At 58.6% G+C, this 17,951-nt stretch carries 16 protein-coding genes and 1 pseudogene; 8 read left to right on the forward strand and 9 right to left on the reverse strand.

Annotation, left to right across the window (positions count from 1 at the left end; translation table 11 throughout):
• Positions 1-7 precede the first annotated feature (7 nt).
• Positions 8-1,339 carry a putative porin gene (locus C7534_RS29675; RefSeq protein WP_046033329.1) on the reverse strand — a complete coding sequence of 444 codons (1,332 nt, stop codon included), beginning with the start codon at positions 1,337-1,339 and terminating at the stop codon, positions 8-10.
• 280 nt (positions 1,340-1,619) lie between these two features.
• On the opposite strand from C7534_RS29675, the gene C7534_RS29680 reads away from it, so the two are divergent.
• The gene (locus C7534_RS29680) at positions 1,620-2,744 is read left to right on the forward strand and encodes a GNAT family N-acetyltransferase (RefSeq protein WP_109787973.1); all 1,125 of its coding nucleotides are present in this window, start codon (positions 1,620-1,622) and stop codon (positions 2,742-2,744) included.
• 15 nt (positions 2,745-2,759) lie between these two features.
• On the opposite strand, the gene aqpZ is transcribed toward C7534_RS29680, so the two are convergent.
• From aqpZ to C7534_RS29705, 5 genes and pseudogenes are all read right to left on the reverse strand, one after another.
• Positions 2,760-3,458: an aquaporin Z gene (aqpZ, locus tag C7534_RS29685; RefSeq protein ID WP_109787974.1), complete on the reverse strand. Its 699-nt coding sequence runs from the start codon at positions 3,456-3,458 to the stop codon at positions 2,760-2,762.
• A 252-nt stretch (positions 3,459-3,710) separates the two neighbouring features.
• A complete protein-coding gene (locus tag C7534_RS29690; protein WP_077430696.1) occupies positions 3,711-5,543 on the reverse strand; it encodes an ABC transporter ATP-binding protein in 1,833 nt (610 codons plus the stop codon).
• Between the two features lie 93 nt (positions 5,544-5,636).
• A complete protein-coding gene (locus C7534_RS29695) occupies positions 5,637-6,194 on the reverse strand; it encodes a peptidylprolyl isomerase (RefSeq protein ID WP_046033333.1) in 558 nt (185 codons plus the stop codon).
• Positions 6,195-6,197: 3 nt separating this feature from the next.
• Positions 6,198-7,003: pseudogene (locus C7534_RS29700) on the reverse strand (alpha/beta fold hydrolase).
• A gap of 14 nt (positions 7,004-7,017) precedes the next feature.
• Positions 7,018-7,941 carry a LysR family transcriptional regulator gene (locus C7534_RS29705; protein ID WP_046033335.1) on the reverse strand — a complete coding sequence of 308 codons (924 nt, stop codon included), beginning with the start codon at positions 7,939-7,941 and terminating at the stop codon, positions 7,018-7,020.
• 48 nt (positions 7,942-7,989) lie between these two features.
• On the opposite strand from C7534_RS29705, the gene C7534_RS29710 reads away from it, so the two are divergent.
• From C7534_RS29710 to C7534_RS29725, 4 genes are all read left to right on the forward strand, one after another.
• Positions 7,990-8,319 (forward strand): hypothetical protein, encoded by a 330-nt coding sequence (locus C7534_RS29710; protein ID WP_046033336.1) that lies wholly within the window; start codon positions 7,990-7,992, stop codon positions 8,317-8,319.
• Positions 8,320-8,550: 231 nt separating this feature from the next.
• The gene (locus C7534_RS29715; RefSeq protein WP_109787976.1) at positions 8,551-9,150 is read left to right on the forward strand and encodes an FMN-dependent NADH-azoreductase; all 600 of its coding nucleotides are present in this window, start codon (positions 8,551-8,553) and stop codon (positions 9,148-9,150) included.
• Between the two features lie 346 nt (positions 9,151-9,496).
• Entirely contained in the window at positions 9,497-10,375 is an 879-nt protein-coding gene (locus C7534_RS29720; protein WP_109787977.1) for a carboxylate/amino acid/amine transporter, read from the forward strand.
• Positions 10,372-10,884, forward strand: a complete 513-nt coding sequence (locus C7534_RS29725; protein WP_109787978.1) for a MepB family protein — start codon at positions 10,372-10,374, stop codon at positions 10,882-10,884. The genes C7534_RS29720 and C7534_RS29725 overlap by 4 nt, the downstream gene beginning before the upstream one ends.
• A gap of 45 nt (positions 10,885-10,929) precedes the next feature.
• Here the strand turns inward: C7534_RS29725 and C7534_RS29730 are convergent, their stop codons facing one another.
• A complete protein-coding gene (locus C7534_RS29730) occupies positions 10,930-11,817 on the reverse strand; it encodes a LysR family transcriptional regulator (protein ID WP_109787979.1) in 888 nt (295 codons plus the stop codon).
• Positions 11,818-11,975: 158 nt separating this feature from the next.
• Between C7534_RS29730 and C7534_RS29735 the strand changes: the two genes are divergently transcribed.
• Positions 11,976-12,620, forward strand: coding sequence for a hydrolase (locus tag C7534_RS29735; protein WP_109787980.1), 645 nt, complete (start codon positions 11,976-11,978; stop codon positions 12,618-12,620).
• A gap of 137 nt (positions 12,621-12,757) precedes the next feature.
• Here the strand turns inward: C7534_RS29735 and C7534_RS29745 are convergent, their stop codons facing one another.
• Positions 12,758-14,056, reverse strand: coding sequence for a mechanosensitive ion channel family protein (locus tag C7534_RS29745; protein WP_109787982.1), 1,299 nt, complete (start codon positions 14,054-14,056; stop codon positions 12,758-12,760).
• Positions 14,057-14,248: 192 nt separating this feature from the next.
• On the opposite strand from C7534_RS29745, the gene C7534_RS29750 reads away from it, so the two are divergent.
• Entirely contained in the window at positions 14,249-15,595 is a 1,347-nt protein-coding gene (locus tag C7534_RS29750; RefSeq protein WP_046033343.1) for a DEAD/DEAH box helicase, read from the forward strand.
• 68 nt (positions 15,596-15,663) lie between these two features.
• Here C7534_RS29750 and C7534_RS29755 read toward each other — a convergent pair whose 3' ends face one another.
• A complete protein-coding gene (locus tag C7534_RS29755; RefSeq protein WP_046033344.1) occupies positions 15,664-15,939 on the reverse strand; it encodes a hypothetical protein in 276 nt (91 codons plus the stop codon).
• A gap of 293 nt (positions 15,940-16,232) precedes the next feature.
• On the opposite strand from C7534_RS29755, the gene C7534_RS29760 reads away from it, so the two are divergent.
• Positions 16,233-17,939, forward strand: coding sequence for a ShlB/FhaC/HecB family hemolysin secretion/activation protein (locus C7534_RS29760; RefSeq protein ID WP_109787983.1), 1,707 nt, complete (start codon positions 16,233-16,235; stop codon positions 17,937-17,939).
• Positions 17,940-17,951 lie beyond the last annotated feature (12 nt).

Here is a 17,951-nt window from a genome sequence, read left to right on the forward strand (position 1 = left end):
GGGTAAATCAGAACTTCGCTTCAGCATCCAGTTGCAGGGTGTTGATGTCGGAATCGGTCTTCTTGATGCTGGCGTTGGTGTAGTCGGAGTTAGCCATGAAGTACGTGGCGCCGAGGTTGAAGTTCTTGTCCAACTCGTAACTCACTTTCAGCTTGCTGCCGCGCGAACCGGTGTAGCCGTTGGCGAAGTCGGAGTCGGTGAAGGCACCCACCACAGAGTTCTGTTGGACGTCGCGGTAGTTGTAGTCCACTGCGAAGCCGTAGAACTTGGACTTGACGCCGGCCAACCAGCCAGTGTCCTGGTCGTTGCTCGCGTCTTTGTTGTTGACGTACTGACCGTACAACGAAAGCGGTACTGGCAGGTTGGTGAAGTCGAGCTGACCAAAACCTTCATACAGCTTGAACGTTTCGCCCGGGCTGTTGCCGTTGACGGCCAGTGCGCACGGCGCGGTGACGGTGCCGGTGGTCGGGCAAGCACTGTTGCTGTCGTTGTCATACGAATAGATGCTGCCGCCCAACGTCATTTTCATGCTGTCGGTGATGGCGAAGCGTGCACCCAACTGGCCGGCGTACAGACGCAGGTCATGCTTGAACTGCACGCCTTCACCGTCGACGTTGTCCTTGAGGGTGTAGTGACCGGCGCTACCGAACAACTCGGTGCTGCCGCTCAGCGGGTATTTGTAGGTCGCAGCCAGGCCTTCCGGGTTGATGTCGCTATCCCAGATGATGTCGCCCATGCTCACCCATTGCTGTGGCATCTTGCCGCCAACCAGGTGCAGGTTCTTGATCGCGTCAGGGTGGTAGTCGACGTAACCCTGGTCTAGCCAGATCGACTTCTTGTCGAAGTAGTTGTTCAGGTCCTGGTTGGTGGAACGGGCATCGTCGTTGTTGCCGGTGGCGATACGGATGCCGGTGTCGACTTGCGGGTTGATTTCGCTGTAGGCACCCAGGCGGGCACGAATGCGCTGGCGATCCTGGTCTTTGTTGTTTGGAACGCCATCGTTGTGTACGGTTTCCTCACGGAAGCGCACGTCGCCCTTGAATTGGGTCTTGGCAGCCCACGCCAGTTTCTGGTCGAAGGTGCTCAGTTCAGTGGTTTTCTTCGCGGTTGCTGCGATCTGCTCGTTGGTCTCTTGCTGAGCCTGACGGGCGATTTGCTGATCTTTCTGATCCCGGGCCAGTTCAGCTTGCAGTTCACTGTACTGCGCAGTGGTAATCGAGCCGTTAGCCTTGAGCATGTCGAGCAGTTTGGCGTCGACTGCGGCGCTGGCCGAAACGCTCATGGCCAGCAACAGCCCGCCACACAGGGCCGCCGCAGTTTTCGTGGAAGCAAGACGCATATCAATCTCCGAAGATGAGAGTGGATGACTGAGCCATCCAGGGCACAACCGACCATTGATGGACGGAAAACAGTGGCCGGGTATAACCCGGCGCTATAAAAACAGGCGCCAGTATCGCGATGGTTTATGACAAAGCAGTGGCGAAGTGATGGCGTCTAGATGACGATAAAAAGGCTGTTTGAACTTTTCTTCGGACGTTTGTCGGCGAAACGCGTGTGTGCAATCGGTGGCGATAAGCGATACTCGCGAGGCTTTCACGCAAGAAGTGGAGAGGAAGTTGATGCCGCTGCAACGTTTGGAAAAACTGTCTGAAATCGCACCCCAGGCCTGGGACACCCTGGTGCCTGAGAATCAGCCATTTCTGCGCCACGCCTTTCTCAGTGCGCTGGAAGACAGCGGCAGCCTGGGGCCGCATTCCGGCTGGCAGCCCGAGCATTTGTTGCACATGGAAGGTGATCGGCTGATCGCCGCGCTGCCCAGTTACCGCAAGTGGCATTCTTACGGCGAGTACGTGTTCGATCACGCTTGGGCCGATGCCTGTGAGCGAGCCGGCATCGACTATTACCCCAAATTATTGACCGCCGTGCCCTTCAGCCCGGTCAGCGGGCCACGGCTGCTGGCGGCCAGCGTCGAGGACGGTTTCGAGTTACTCAAGAGCTTGCCGGGGTATCTGGAGATTGAAGAGCTCTCCAGCGCGCACATCAATTTCACCGATTCGTTTACGGACGCGGCACTGGCCGAACAACCCGGTTGGTTGCAGCGAATAGGCTGTCAGTACCACTGGCAAAATCGCGGCTATCGGGACTTTCAGGACTTCCTCGACGTCCTGAGTTCACGCAAGCGCAAGCAGATGCGCAAAGAACGTGAACAGGTAGCGGGGCAGGGGATTGAGTTCGAATGGCTTGAGGGGCGGCAACTGGATCAGGCGCAGTGGGATTTCGTCTACGCCTGCTATGCCAATACCTATGCGGTACGTCGACAAAGGCCTTACTTGACGCGCGAATTCTTCAGCCTGCTGGCCGAGCGCATGCCGGAATCAATTCGTGTGGTGTTGGCCAAACAGGGCTCAAGACCGGTGGCCATGGCGTTCAGTCTGGTGGGTGGCGACAGTTTTTACGGTCGTTATTGGGGCTGTCTGGCCGAGTTTGATCGACTGCATTTCGAGACTTGTTTCTATCAGGGCATGGATTATGCGATTGCCAACGGTTTTCAGCGTTTTGATGCGGGTGCCCAAGGCGAGCACAAACTGATTCGCGGGTTTGAACCGGTGATCACGCATTCCTGGCATTACTTGCGCCATCCCGGCCTGAAAGCAGCGGTCAAAGATTTCCTGCAGCAAGAGCGCGTTGGGGTGTTGGCGTATGCCGAGGAGGCGAGGACCGCCTTGCCTTATCGGCAAGACTGATCCTCGTCCCAGGCCTTAAGTGTCTTCCTTGCCCAGCCACCGATAGAGCACGCCGCCGACTATCGCGCCCAGCAGTGGCGCCACCCAGAACATCCACAGTTGTTGAATCGCCCAGCCGCCGACGATCAGTGCCGGGCCGGTACTGCGGGCCGGGTTGACCGAAGTGTTGGTGACCGGAATCGAGATCAGGTGGATGAGGGTCAGCCCCAGGCCGATGGCAATAGGGGCCAGTCCAGCCGGAGCGCGTTTGTCGGTGGCGCCGAGGATGATCAGGATGAACATCGCCGTCATCACCAGTTCACAGACAAAACCTGCCGCCATGGCATAGCCGCCAGGGGAATGTTCACCATAACCGTTGGATGCCAGGCCACCGGCCAGGTCGAAACCGGGTTTGCCGCTGGCAATGAAGTACAGTAATGCGGCTGCAATTATCCCGCCGATGACCTGCGCAATGATGTACGCCGGCAACTCCTTGGCGGGAAAGCGTCCACCGACTACCAACCCCAATGACACGGCCGGGTTAAGGTGACAACCGGAGATATGGCCAATAGCGAACGCCATGGTCAGCACCGTCAACCCAAACGCCAGGGACACCCCCAGCAAACCGATCCCCACCTCCGGGAAAGCGGCGGCCAGCACCGCACTGCCACACCCCCCCAACACCAGCCAGAACGTACCAACCAACTCTGTCGCTGAACGTTTGAATAGAGACATAGAGCGTGCCCTTTCAAGGTTTTTCTGCCTATCGCATCCAGCAGATGGACTGCAGAACCATCACCAGAACCTTGGCTGAGTACAGCAGGGTTTCAAGAGAATTCCAGCAGGTAGCCGAGGGCCGATCGTTCCCACGCTCTGCGTGGGAATGCTTCAAGGGACGCTCTGCGTCCAGTGACGCGGAGCGTCACCGGCTGCATTCCCACGCAGAGCGAGGGAACGATCAGACAGGATCTGTGGTGAGAACAAGACTCAATCGATGCCGACAAAGCCTCCGGTCTGGTGCTGCCACAACCGTGCATACAACCCGCCATGGGCCAGCAGTTCGGCGTGGGTGCCGGTTTCGGCAATCTTGCCGTTTTCCAGAACCACCAGCCGGTCCATCCGGGCGATGGTCGAAAGTCGGTGAGCGATGGCAATCACGGTTTTGCCCTGCATCAGGGTTTCCAGGCTTTCCTGGATCGCTGCTTCCACCTCCGAATCCAGTGCCGACGTGGCCTCGTCCATGATCAGGATCGGCGCATCCTTGAGCAGCACGCGAGCAATCGCAATACGCTGGCGCTGCCCCCCGGAGAGTTTCACCCCGCGTTCACCGACATGCGCATCGAAGCCGGTGCGGCCTTCGGCATCGGACAGCAAGGGGATGAACTCGTCGGCGCGGGCCTTGTGGACCGCGTCCCAGAGCTCTGCGTCGGTGGCGTCGGGTTTGCCGTACAGCAAGTTGTCACGGATCGAACGGTGCAACAGCGACGTGTCCTGGGTGATCATGCCGATACGCTCGCGCAGGCTTTCCTGGCCGACATCGGCAATGTTCTGGCCATCGATAAGGATTCGCCCGCCCTCCACGTCATACAGACGCAGCAGCAGGTTGACCAAGGTCGATTTCCCGGCACCGGAGGGCCCGATCAGGCCGATCTTTTCACCGGCCTTGATGCTCAGGTTGAGGTCGCCGATGATCCCGCTCTTCTTGCCGTAGTGGAAATCCACGTGCTCGAAACGCACTTCGCCACGGGCGACGGCCAGCGGTTTGGCCTCGTCCCGATCGGTCACGCTGACCGGTTGCGAGATGGTCTGCAAACCGTCCTGGACCATGCCGATGTTTTCGAAGATGCCCGTGACCACCCACATGATCCAGCCGGACATGTTGACGATGCGGATCACCAGGCCAGTGGCCAGGGCAATCGCGCCCACGGAGATCAGCGACTGCGTCCACAGCCACAGCGCCAGGCCGGTGGTGGTGACGATCAGCAAGCCGTTCATGCTGGTGATGACCACGTCCATGCTGGTGACCACGCGACCGGCCAGTTGCGCTTTTACCGTCTGTTCTTCGATCGCTTCCTTGGCGTACTGCTGCTCGAAGTTGGTGTGGGCGAACAGTTTCAGCGTGGTGATGTTGGTGTAGCCGTCGACGATCCGCCCCATGAGTTTGGAGCGTGCATCGGAGGCGACCACCGAACGATCCTTGACCCGTGGCACGAAGTAACAGAGCGCGCCCATGTACGCCGCGATCCAGCTCAGCAACGGGATCATCAAGCGCCAGTCGGCTTCGGCAAACAACACCAGCGAACTGATCGCATAGATCAGCACGTGCCAGAGCGCATCCACCGCTTGCACGGCCGAATCGCGCAGCGAGTTGCCGGTCTGCATGATGCGCTGGGCGATGCGCCCGGCGAAGTCGTTCTGGAAGAAATTGAGGCTCTGTTTGAGCACATAACTGTGGTTCTGCCAGCGGATCATGCTGGTCATGCTGGGGCTCAGGGTCTGGTGCACCAGCAAGTCATGCAGGCCAACGAACACCGGGCGCAGGATCAGCGCCACCACGGCCATCCAGGCCAGTTCAATGCCGTGTTCCTTGAAGAAGTCGGCACCGGGTGTGCCTTGGGCGAGGTCGATGATGCGGCTCAGGTAGCTGAACAGCGCCACTTCGATCAGTGCGCCGAACAGGCCGACGATCAGCAGGGCGGCGAAGCTTGGCCAGACCTGCTTGAGGTAGTAGGTATAAAAAGGGAGAACGCGATCCGGCGGAGCGGCCGTCGGGGCGTCGCGAAACACGTCGATCAGTTGTTCAAAACGGCGATAAAGCATCAGTTTCTCGCCCGTAAACGGGCTCTCCTTTAAACGGTTTGAGCGTTGCCGGCAAAACCGGCAACGGCTCTGACATCCCTGTCCAGCTTAGTCTCAGTCGATGCGCTTGGCCGACTTGATGAGGACCGGGTCGGCCGGCACGTCTTTCATGCCACCACGTACAGTGGTCGGCGAGTTGACGATGATGTCGACCACGTCCATGCCTTTGACCACTTTGCCGAACACGGCGTAGCCATCGCCCTGATCAAGGAAATCGTTGTCCTTGACGTTGATGAAGAACTGGCTGGTGGCCGAATCAGGCGCCGAGGTGCGTGCCATGGACAAGGTGCCACGAACGTTGACCAGACCGTTCTTGTGTTCGTTCTTGATCGCGTCCTTGGTTTCTTTTTGTTGCATTTGTTGGGTGAACCCGCCGCCCTGGACCATGAATCCAGGAATCACACGGTGGAAAATCGTGTTGTTGTAGAAGCCGCTGTCGACGTAATCAAGAAAGTTCTTGGTACTGATCGGCGCCTTGACCGGGTCCAGTTCGATTTCAATCTGGCCGTTGGTGGTTTCCAGCAGAACGTGCGGCGCCTTGGCAGGCGTCGCAGCCATCAGGTTGGCAGCAAACAGCACGGAGCCGGCGACGAGGGCGATTTTTTTCAGCATGGGTCAGTGATCCTGAGTGGGGTGGTGTCGACTGCGGTGAGAAACTCGAGCAGTGTGTGGTTGAAGTGTTCGGGCTGGTCCAGCGGGGTGGCGTGGCGCGAATCGGCGATCACCACCAGCCGCGCATCGGGCAGCAGTTTTACATAGGTTTCCTTCAGTGCAACCGGGGTGTAATCACGGTCGGCACTGACGATGAGGGTTGGACAGGAGACCCTCGAAAGTCGTTCCTGGACTCCCCAGCCAACAATGGCATCGAAGCTGGCGAGATAAGCATGTTTGTCGTTTTTTGCCCAGCGCGCGACCATTTTTTGTCGCAGGTCCGCCTGTTCCGGTTTCGGAAACAGCTTGTCGCCGAGGGCTTTGCCGATGGTACCCAAACTGAGGACGCGCATCAGGCTCCAGCGTTTGAACCACTGCCAATAATCGTCGCGACTGCGTAATTTGACCTGTGGCGCACTATTCACGATGGTCAGGCTCTTGAGTAATTGCGGTTGATCCACGGCCAGTTGAAAACCGATCATGCCGCCCATCGACAGCCCCACGTAGTGCACCGGGCCGAGGTTCAAATGTTCGATCAGCGCGATCAGGTCAGCGCTGAAACCGGCAATACTGTAGCGCTCGCGGGGCTTGTCGGAGCGACCGTGGCCACGCACATCAGGGACGATCACCCGGTAGCGCGCAGACAGTGCAGGGATCTGCATTTCCCAGTCCAGCGTGCTGGAACCCAGGCCGTGGACCAGCAGCAACGGCGTGCCATGGCCATATTCCTCGTAGTGCAGGTTGCAACCTTCATGTTCGAAATAGGCCATGCAGATACTCCTTATCAGGCTTGTTCAGGGGCGGCGAAAGGCGCGTCCAGCGGTGCGGTGTCGAAGGTGCGCAGCAGTTCAATGAGAATCTGCGTTGCCGGCCCCAAGGGTTTGTCCTTGTTCGAATACAGGTAAAAACTCGGGTTGCGACTGCCGCCCTGATCCAACGGTAGCAGCTTGAGCGTGCCTTCCTTGAGTTCTCGTTCGATCATGTGCCGAGGCAGCCAGGCGAACCCCAGGCCGCTGCTGACAAACGTCGCGGCGGTGGCCAGGCTGCCGACGGTCCAGCGCTGTTCGGCTCCAAGCCAGCCGACGTCGCGCGGTTGTTGCCGACCGGAGTCGCGGATCACCACTTGCATCTGGCTTTCCAGGTCCTGGAAATTCAGCTCGCGGTTGAGGCGGTGCAGCGCATGTTCGGGATGGGCCACTGCGACGAATTCTACGTCGCTCAACTCCGCTCCCAGATAACCCGGGATGCTCAATCCCGTGATCGCCAGGTCGGCCACACCTTCGAGCAAAACTTCCTCCACGCCCGAAAGCACCTCTTCACGCAGGCGAACCCGGCAGCCGCGGCTTTGCGGCATGAACGCGGTCAAGGCGCGGACGAGGCGGGCGCTTGGGTATGCCGCGTCGACCACCAGTCGCACTTCGGCTTCCCAGCCTTGCTCCATATGATGGGCCAGGTCTTCGAGCTGACTGGCCTGTTTCACCAGTTGCCGGGAGCGACGCAGCAACACGCCGCCGGCTTCGGTCAGGACCGCTTTGCGACCGTCAATGCGCAACAGCGGCACGCCGAGCTGGTCTTGCATGCGGGCCACGGTGTAGCTCACCGACGATTGCGAACGGTGCAGCGCTTCGGCGGCCTGGGCGAAACCACCGTGGTCGACCACGGCTTGCAATGTTCGCCATTGATCAAGGGTCACGCGGGGCGCTTTCATGAATGGCTCCTCTTGTCCTAAGCTGGCAGCCCTTTTGGAGACTGCTGAATGAAAAAGCTTTGCTGTGTGGTATCGGGTTGTGTGCTGCTGGCGATGCTGCCGCTGACGGCGTTTGCTTATCCGATCGATGTGCAGAAAAAACTCAACGGCTTGAAGATCGATTACGAGACCTTCGACACGGATAACGACATCGGCTCCATCCGGGTGGCTAACTACGGAGACGTCGATGCTACCTGCAAGGCGGTTTTCAGCAATGGCCCGGAAGCACCGCGTACGCGCACGATCGATGTGCCTGCCGGCAAACATAAAAACGCCACCGCGAAGTTCACCCGCAGCATTATCAAGCTGCGTATCGAGCTGACCTGCACCCCGAAATGACTGCAATCTCTTGTAGGAGCTGAGCTTGCTCGCGATAGCGGTGTGTCATTTAATTTGATGTCGGCTGACGCACCGCTATCGCGAGCAAGCTCAGCTCCTACAAAGGCATGCTCAGCTTATAAACGAATTAATTGATGGGTTATAGCAGTTATTTGCGCTTTTTCATCGATTTGACTCTGTTTAATCTTCACTCCATCGACTTACAGCATTCTCAGATGGAGCCTACAACCTATGTCACGCGTTCTGATCATCGAAAGCAGCGCCCGCCAGCAAGACTCGGTTTCCCGTCAGCTGACCCAGACCTTCATCAGCCAGTGGAAAGTCGCCCATCCGGCTGACCAGATCACTGTTCGTGACCTGGCCGTCAACCCGGTGCCGCACCTGGACATCAATCTGTTGGGCGGCTGGATGAAACCGGCCGAGCAACGTAGCGACATCGAACAGGCATCACTGGAACGCTCCAACGAGCTGACCGATGAACTGCTGGCCGCCGATGTGCTGGTCATGGCCGCACCGATGTACAACTTCGCTATTCCCAGCACGCTCAAAGCCTGGCTCGACCATGTGTTGCGTGCCGGCGTGACCTTCAAATACACCGAGACCGGCCCGCAAGGTCTGCTCAGCGGCAAGCGTGCCTACGTGCTGACCGCTCGCGGCGGGATCTACGCAGGCAGCACATCGGATCACCAGGAACCGTACCTGCGTCAGGTCATGGGCTTCATCGGCATCCACGACGTGACCTTCATTCACGCCGAAGGCATGAACCTGGGCGGCGACTTCCAGGAGAAGGGCTTGAACCAGGCCAACGCCAAGCTTTCTCAGGTCGCCTGATCCTTTAATCGCCAGATAATCACTGGATGGTCTAGTGACCTGGCGCAACCCCTTCACGGTTTTACGCGCATCGAACCTCCCTTTGCACTTTTTGCTCCTGAGTGCTGTAGCCCGATTGAACGCTTTAGCGAGATCGGGCTTTTTTTTGCCTGCGATTTGATGGGCACACACATAACCCTGTAGGAGCTGAGCTTGCTCGCGATAGCGGTGTACCCGCCGATATCCATGTTGAATGTGGCCCCCTCATCGCGAGCAAGCTCAGCTCCTACAGGGCTGTGTGTCGTCTGACGATTCGCTGTGACGGGTAAAACCCGCTATCGTCGCCGCCATTCGAAATGAGGCGAGCATGGGCTATCTACTTTTTGTCACGCTGATCCAGGCGTTTTCCTTCAGTTTGATCGGCGAATACCTGGCCGGTCACGTCGACAGTTATTTCGCGGTACTGGTGCGCGTAGTGCTGGCGGGACTGGTGTTCATTCCGTTGACGCGCTGGCGTTCGGTGGAGCCTGCGTTCATGCGCGGCATGCTGTTGATCGGCGCGTTGCAGTTCGGCGTGACATACGTGTGCCTGTACCTGAGCTTCCGGGTACTGACGGTGCCGGAAGTGTTGCTGTTCACCATCCTCACGCCATTGCACGTGACCTTGATCGAAGACGCGCTGAACCGGCGTTTCAATCCGTGGGCGTTGATTGCCGCAGTGGTGGCGGTGATGGGCGCAGCGGTGATTCGCTACGACCGGATCAACCCGGATTTCTTCATGGGGTTCTTGCTGCTGCAACTGGCCAACTTCACCTACGCTGCCGGCCAGGTGCTTTACAAACATCTGGTGGCCCGCCATCCGAGCGATCTGCCGCATTACCGGCGATTCGGTTACTTCTATCTGGGGGCATTGGCGGTGGCATTGCCCGCATTCCTGCTGTTTGGCAAACAAAACTTCCTGCCCGAAGCGCCGCTGCAATGGGGCGTGCTGGTGTTCCTCGGCCTGGTCTCGACGGCGCTGGGTTTGTATTGGTGGAACAAGGGCGCCTGTCTGGTGAATGGCGGGACGCTGGCGGTGATGAACAACCTGCACGTGCCGGTGGGGTTGTTGATCAATCTGCTGATCTGGAATCAGCATGAAGAGCTGGGTCGGTTGTTTCTCGGTGGGTCGGTGATTTTGATGGCTGTTTGGATCAGTCGGTTGGGCATCAGACAAGACATTCAGGCGATGCGGGAACGATCGTGACGGACCTTCCACACGAACTAGCCGCCGCCATTGATCAGATGTACAAGCCAGCAGGCATGGCATTGACGCAGCAGGCTCAACGCGAGCTGGAGAGTACCGAGTACGGAGCCTGTCGCCTTGGCCTCGATCATCAGGGAGTGGTCTTCCGTGTGGCGAAAACCACGCCAACCAAAATTGGCCAGTTCGTTACGCTATGGAAGCGGCCGACATCGACCAGCGAGATTGCACCGTTCGACACCGGCGATGGCGTCGCCTTTGTGGTGGTGAGCGTTGCTGATGACACGCTCCGCGGGCAGTTCGTGTTCGATCAGAAGATTCTGGTCGCCAAAGGGGTCATGTCGATTGACGGTAACGGTGGCAAACGCGCAATTCGTGTCTACCCGCCCTGGGCCAGGCCCGTCGCAAAACAGGCGATCAAGACGCAGCAATGGCAGCTGAAGTATTTCGTCGCGCTTGAGCAGAACGGTAGCGCCGACGCGGAGCAGGTGCGCCGACTCTTCGGAAAATAGACACTTGCCCTGTGGGGGCGAGCCAGCTCCCACAGGGAATCTGCATTATTTCTCCGCCAGCTGCGTAACCAGAAACTCAATAAACGTCCGGGTCTTCTGCGGGACTCGACGTGCCGAAGGGTACACCGCGTTAATCGTGATCGCGGGCGCCTGCCATTCACACATCACTGGCACCAGGCGGCCAGCGGCCAGCGCATCCTCGACGATAAAGTTGGGTAGCAGGGCGATGCCCATGCCAGCCTCGGCCGCCTGAGCGAGCAAGTCGCCATTGTTGGCATGCAACGGGCCGGTCACGTTGACCCGTTGAGTTTCCGTGCCATTACACAGCTGCAAGCTGACGCCACTTTGCAGGTACCCGTAGTTGAGGCACTGATGGGCGCGCAGGTCTTGTGGGGTCTGCGGTGTGCCGGCACGTGCCAGATAAGCCGGGGACGCCACCATGATTCGTGGTGCCGGTGCCAGTTGCCGGGCAATCATCGTCGAATCCGGCAGGCTGGCGATGCGGATGGTCACGTCGAAACCACCGCGTACCGGGTCCACTTGCTGGTCGCTCAATACCAGTTGCAGTTCGATGTTCGGGTGCTGTTCATGAAACAGCGGAATCAGCGGCCCCAGCCGGCGCAAGCCGAAGGACATTGGCGCATTGACCCGCAACACCCCGCGCAATTCGCCAATGCCATTACGCGCTCGCTGTTCAGCCTCGTCCAGCGACGCCAGCACCTCGCGTGCCGCGTCGAAGTACTCGGCGCCCGCCTCGGTCAGGTGCAGGCTGCGGGTGGTGCGCTGCAACAGTTGCACGCCGATGGCTTCCTCCAACGCCTGAATCTGTTTGCTGACTTTTGATCGCGGCACATCCATTGCCCGGGCAGCGGCGGCGAAGCCGTTCTCGCCGACCGTGACGACGAAGGCGCGCATGCATTCGATGCGATCCATGATTGTCCCTATTTTAGAATCAATGATTCTCGATTTTAGGTAATTGTCCCTTTTGTGGCTAGCCCCTAAAGTGACATCCAAGCCGACAACAAAGCCTCTGACGGCAAGGTCGACTCACTCATTACTCACCTGAATATCGACATCAAAAGGAACGCGCCATGTCTATCCGTGAACTGCTCAACCCAACCAACTCCGCCCTGATCCTGATCGACCACCAGCCACAAATGGCGTTCGGCGTGCAGTCGATCGACCGTCAGACCCTGAAGAACAACACAGTCGGTCTGGCCAAGGCTGCGAAGATCTTCAACGTTCCGACCATCTACACCTCGGTCGAAACTGAAAGCTTCAGCGGTTACATCTGGCCTGAGTTGCTGGCTGTTCACCCGGATCAGAAGCCGATCGAGCGCACCTCGATGAACTCCTGGGAAGACAAGGCGCTGGTTGATGCGGTGAAAGCCACCGGCCGTAAAAAACTGATCATTGCGGCGCTGTGGACCGAGGTCTGCCTGACCTTCCCGGCACTGGAAGCGTTGGCAGAAGGCTACGAGGTGTACATCGTCACGGATGCTTCCGGCGGCACCACCAAGGAAGCGCACGACATGTCGGTGCAGCGGATGATTCAGGCCGGTGCGGTGCCGGTGACCTGGCAACAGGTACTGCTTGAGTACCAGCGCGATTGGGCACACAAAGACACTTATGAAGCCGTGATGGGCCTGGTGCTGGAACACAGCGGCGCGTATGGCATGGGCGTGGATTACGCGTACACCATGGTGCACAAGGCGCCGCAGCGTCAGGTCAAGTAATCCGCCAACCTTGGAAACAAATGCAAACCCCTGTGGGAGCGGGCTTGCTCGCGAAGGCGAAGTGTCAGTCGACATCTACATTGACTGACACACCGCCTTCGCGAGCAAGCCCGCTCCCACATTGGGTTCTGTGGTGTTTACATGATGTGTTTTTCGGCTTCGGGGATGTGGCTTGCGCCCAGCATCGCGGGCAACAACCCGGCACGTAAATCCCCACCACTCGGCTGCTGATAAAGACTCAAGCCAAACTCCGGCAGCACCGCCAGCAAGTAATCGAAAATATCCCCCTGAATCCGCTCGTAATCGGCCCACGCCGTGGTGCGGGTGAAGCAGTAGATTTCCAGTGGGATTCCCTGCGCAGTGGCCTGCATCTGGCGGACCATGCACGTCATGTCTGGCTGGATCCCCGGGTGACTTTTCAAATACGCCAATGCGTAAGCGCGGAAGGTGCCGATGTTGGTCATCCGCCGCCGGTTGGCCGCCATGGCCGCCACATTGCCCTGTGCTTCATTCCAGGCTTTGAGTTCTGCCTGTTTGCGGCCGATGTAATCGGTCAGCAAATGCACCTGCGACAACTTCAGCTCTTCATCATCGCGGATGAAACGCACGCCACTGGCGTCGATGAACAGGCTGCGCTTGATCCGTCGCCCCCCGGATTGCTGCATGCCGCGCCAGTTCTTGAACGATTCGGACATCAGGCGCCAGGTCGGGATCGACACAATGGTCTTGTCGAAGTTCTGCACCTTTACCGTGTGCAACGTGATATCGACCACGTCACCGTCAGCGCCGACTTGTGGCATCTCGATCCAGTCGCCCACCCGCAGCATGTCGTTGCTGGTCAATTGCACGCTGGCCACGAACGACAGCAGGGTGTCCTTGTAGACCAACAGAATCACCGCCGACATGGCGCCCAGACCCGAGAGCAGCAACAGCGGCGAACGGTCGATCAGGGTGGCGACAATGATGATCGCGCCCAGCACGTACAAAACCATCTGCGCCAGTTGCACGTAGCCTTTGATCGAGCGGGTGCGGGCGTATTGGGTGCGCGCGTAGATGTCCAGCAAGGCGCTGAGCAGGGCGCTGAACGCCAGCAGCAGGAACAGAATGGTGAAGGACAGCGCCACATTGCCGAGGAAGTTCTGGCTGGTCTTGCTCAACTCCGGCACCAGGTGCAGGCCGAACTGAATCACCAGCGACGGCGTTATCTGGGCCAGGCGATGAAACACCTTGTTGTGCAGAAAGTCGTTGATCCAGTGCAGCGCTGGCTGACGCCCCAGCATTTTGGTGGCGTGAAGAATGAGGAAGCGCGCCACTCGTCCGAGGACTAGCGCAATGACCAGTAACAACACCAATCCCAGGCTTGAATGCAGGAGCGGGTGCTGATCAAGGGCCCCCCAGAGGTCTTGGGCGTTGAGCCAGAGCTGTTTGATATCCATGGGCTAAAACGATTTTCCTGTAGGACGCGATGGGGCGATTAGAGCATTTAAGACACTTGGGATGACATTTGAAGACAAATCAGGCAACAAAAAGCCACTGTTTACCGTCGTTTGTATAAAGAAACTCGGCCTGAGCGCTCGAAACCGTTACCCTATGCAGCTGTTTTTTTGTATTTCTTCGAGGTAGCACCCGTGTTTTCCCAATTCGCCCTGCACGAACGCCTGCTCAAAGCCGTGGCCGAGCTTAAATTTGTCGAGCCAACGCCAGTGCAAGCAGCGGCTATTCCGCTGGCGCTCCAAGGGCGTGACCTGCGGGTGACAGCGCAAACCGGTAGCGGCAAAACCGCTGCTTTCGTTTTGCCGATCCTCAACCGTCTGATCGGCCCGGCGAAAGTCCGTGTCAGCATCAAGACCCTGATCCTGCTGCCGACCCGCGAGCTGGCTCAGCAGACCATCAAGGAAGTCGAGCGCTTCGCGCAGTTCACGTTCATCAAATCCGGTCTGATCACCGGCGGTGAAGACTTCAAGGTCCAGGCTGCCATGCTGCGCAAGGTGCCGGACATCCTGATCGGCACGCCAGGCCGGATGATCGAGCAACTGAACGCCGGTAACCTCGACTTGAAAGAAGTGGAAGTGCTGGTGCTCGACGAAGCCGACCGCATGCTCGACATGGGCTTTGCCGAAGACGTGCAGCGTCTGGTGGAGGAGTGCACCAACCGTCAGCAGACCATGCTGTTCTCCGCCACCACCGGCGGTTCGGGCCTGCGCGACATGGTCGCCAAAGTGCTGAACAACCCTGAGCACTTGCAGGTCAACAACGTCAGCGACCTGAACGCGACTACCCGTCAGCAAATCATCACCGCTGACCACAACGTGCATAAAGAGCAGATCCTCAACTGGCTGTTGGCCAACGAGACCTATCAGAAGGCCATCGTGTTCACCAACACCCGGGCCATGGCCGACCGCATCTACGGTCGTCTGGTGGCGCAGGAATACAAAGCGTTCGTGTTGCACGGCGATAAAGACCAGAAAGACCGCAAACTGGCCATCGACCGCCTGAAGCAGGGCGGCGTGAAAATCCTCGTTGCCACCGACGTTGCCGCTCGCGGCCTCGACGTCGAAGGCCTGGACCTGGTGATCAACTTCGACATGCCACGCAGCGGCGACGAATACGTTCACCGTATCGGTCGTACCGGCCGCGCTGGCAATGAAGGCCTGGCCATCTCGCTGATCTGCCACGGCGACTGGAACCTGATGTCGAGCATCGAGCGCTACCTCAAGCAGAGCTTCGAGCGCCGCACCATCAAGGAAGTCAAAGGCACCTACGGCGGACCGAAAAAGGTCAAGGCCTCGGGCAAAGCCGTTGGCGTGAAGAAGAAAAAAGTCGACGCCAAAGGCGACAAGAAAAAAACCGGCGCCAAGGCCCCGACCAAGCGCAAAATCGCCAACCGCCCGAAGACCGACGCCTTGTCGCTGGTCAGCAAGGACGGCATGGCGCCGCTCAAGCGCCGCAAGCCGGAAGCGCCGGCTGCTGAATAAGCCGTTGTCGTGACCCAAAAAAACCGGACGGATGTCCGGTTTTTTTATGCTCGAAATTCCTCGACCGATCAGCTCTCGGCTTTCTTGTCCGCCGTCTGCAACTCCTTCAAACGCTGATCAATCAACTGGCATTTATCCGGCAAATCCTTGGCGGCTGTGCCCAGGTCCATCTTCTGCAACTCGTCGTTGATCTCTTTGGCTTTGGCCGGATTCTGCTCGGTGAGCCTGGCCACTTCCTGAGCCAGTTGCTCGCGTTTGGCGGTGGCTTCCTCGGGGGTGCAGGCCCAAACGGGGAGGGCGCAGGCGAGGGTGGTGGCGAAAGTTAGCGTCAGAAGGGTTTTCATGGGGGGCCTCGGTATCCGTGTTGGGCGGTTAAACGGTTGAGGCTGCACTGTTCGGAAAGTTCATACCGTTGCTTCTGTAGGACAAATACGCATTCGGAAATGCCGTCACTCTGGCCGTCACTTTTCTTCATGGCATCAAGAAACATCCTGCATACCGGTCGGAAGCGCCCGATTTCACCACTACCGTTCGTCCCCCATACTTTTCGAATGGATCCATTATTTGACGTCAAGATGATGGCTCTCTAATATCGCGCCACTATTTTGCTATCACTTTCCGCTTCGAGGGATCGAACATGTACTCACCCGCCCAAGTGGCGAGGTTGTGCCTGGCTTTGCTGTGCCTTTCTCCGCTAAACATTGCTCATGCAGCCACCACCCCAGGTGATACGGATCTCATCCGCGAACGTCAGGATCGCCTGCTCGAAGAGCAGCGCCGGCGTCTCGAAGAACTCAAGGAATTGCCCGGCAAGGAAGCCAAACCCGTACAGCCCGCGGCGCCTGCGGACACCCGTTGCTTTGCGATCAAAGACATCGAACTCAAGGGCGCCGACAGCCTTTCCGAGAGCGAGAAAAATCGCCTGCTCAAGCCCTACATCGGCCAATGCCTGGGCGTTACCCAGCTCAACGAACTGCTGAAAGTCATCACCGATCACTACATCGAAAAAGGCCTGGTCACCAGCCGTGCTTACTTGCCGCAACAGGATTTGTCCGGCGGGCACCTGAAGGTGCTGGTGGTCGAGGGCAAGCTCGAAGGTTTGAAAGGCGCGGAAGGCAGCCAGCTGTCGGACCGTGAGTTGAACATGGCATTCCCCGGTAAAACCGGTGAGCTGGTCAACCTGCGCGAAATCGAGCAACTGGTCGATCAACTCAACCGCTTGCCATCGAATCAGGCACAGATGGAGTTGGCGCCGGGTCAGAACGTTGGCGGCAGCGAAGTGCTGGTCAAGAACACCCCGCAAAAACCATGGCGTGCCGGGTTGTCGCGCAGCAACGATGGCCTGCGCAGCACCGGCGAGCAACAGTGGGGTACGACGTTTGATTGGGACAGCCCGCTGGGGCTGGCCGATCAGTTGAACCTGCGTGGTGGTCACGATGCGGTGAGCGACCACCAGCACACCTCCAGCAACGCGATGCTCAATTACAGCCTGCCGTGGGGCTGGTGGAATTTCAGTTACACCTACAGCCAGAGTGACTATCGCTCATTGGCCCAAGCCAACGGCTTCAACTTCAAACAGACCGGCGACAGCGAAAACCATCTATTGCACGCCGAGCGGGTGATCCATCGCGATGCCGTGAGCAAGACCTCGCTCAGCACTGGTCTTTCGTACTTGCGCACCAATAACTTCATCGAAGACAGCAAGCTCAAACTGAGCAGTAACCGCATCAGCGAAGCACAGTTCGGCATCAACCACGGCCGGCGAGTCGGCAGCGCATTCGTCAACCTCGACCTCGGGATGCAAGAGGGGATCGGTGCGTTCGACGCTCAGGGCAATGACCATCCGGGGCCGGGCGAGCCAGACGCGCGCTACCGCAAATACACCGCCACCGCGAGCTACCTGCAGCCTTTCAAGGTCTGGGGGGAGTCGTTCAGTTTCAGCAGCCTGATGACTGGCCAGCGCAGTGAAGATGTGCTGTTCAGCCCGCAGCGCACCAGCCTCGGTGGATTGTCCTCGATCCGTGGTTACAAGGACCAATCCCTGTCCGGCGACAGCGGCGGTTACTGGCGCAACGACCTGCGCTGGAGCCGCCCGGTCACCCTGGAATGGCTGCGCCCGGTGTTCGCCGAATACGGCACCAGCCTCGGTTACGACCAAGGCGTGATCACCCATGACCGATACAACGCCGATCAACACGGGCGCATGTCCAGCAACTCCATCGAGCTCTTTGCTCGCGGCCAGCACGTGGCGGCCAGCGTGACCTTTGCCCATTCCCTGGAACGTCCGGACACCCTGAGCGAGCGCGAAGCGCCGATCTATTTCCGTATGGATTTCTTTCTCTAATTTCGCCTCATC

This window comes from Pseudomonas sp. OV226 (assembly GCF_003148705.1).
Taxonomy (GTDB): domain Bacteria; phylum Pseudomonadota; class Gammaproteobacteria; order Pseudomonadales; family Pseudomonadaceae; genus Aquipseudomonas.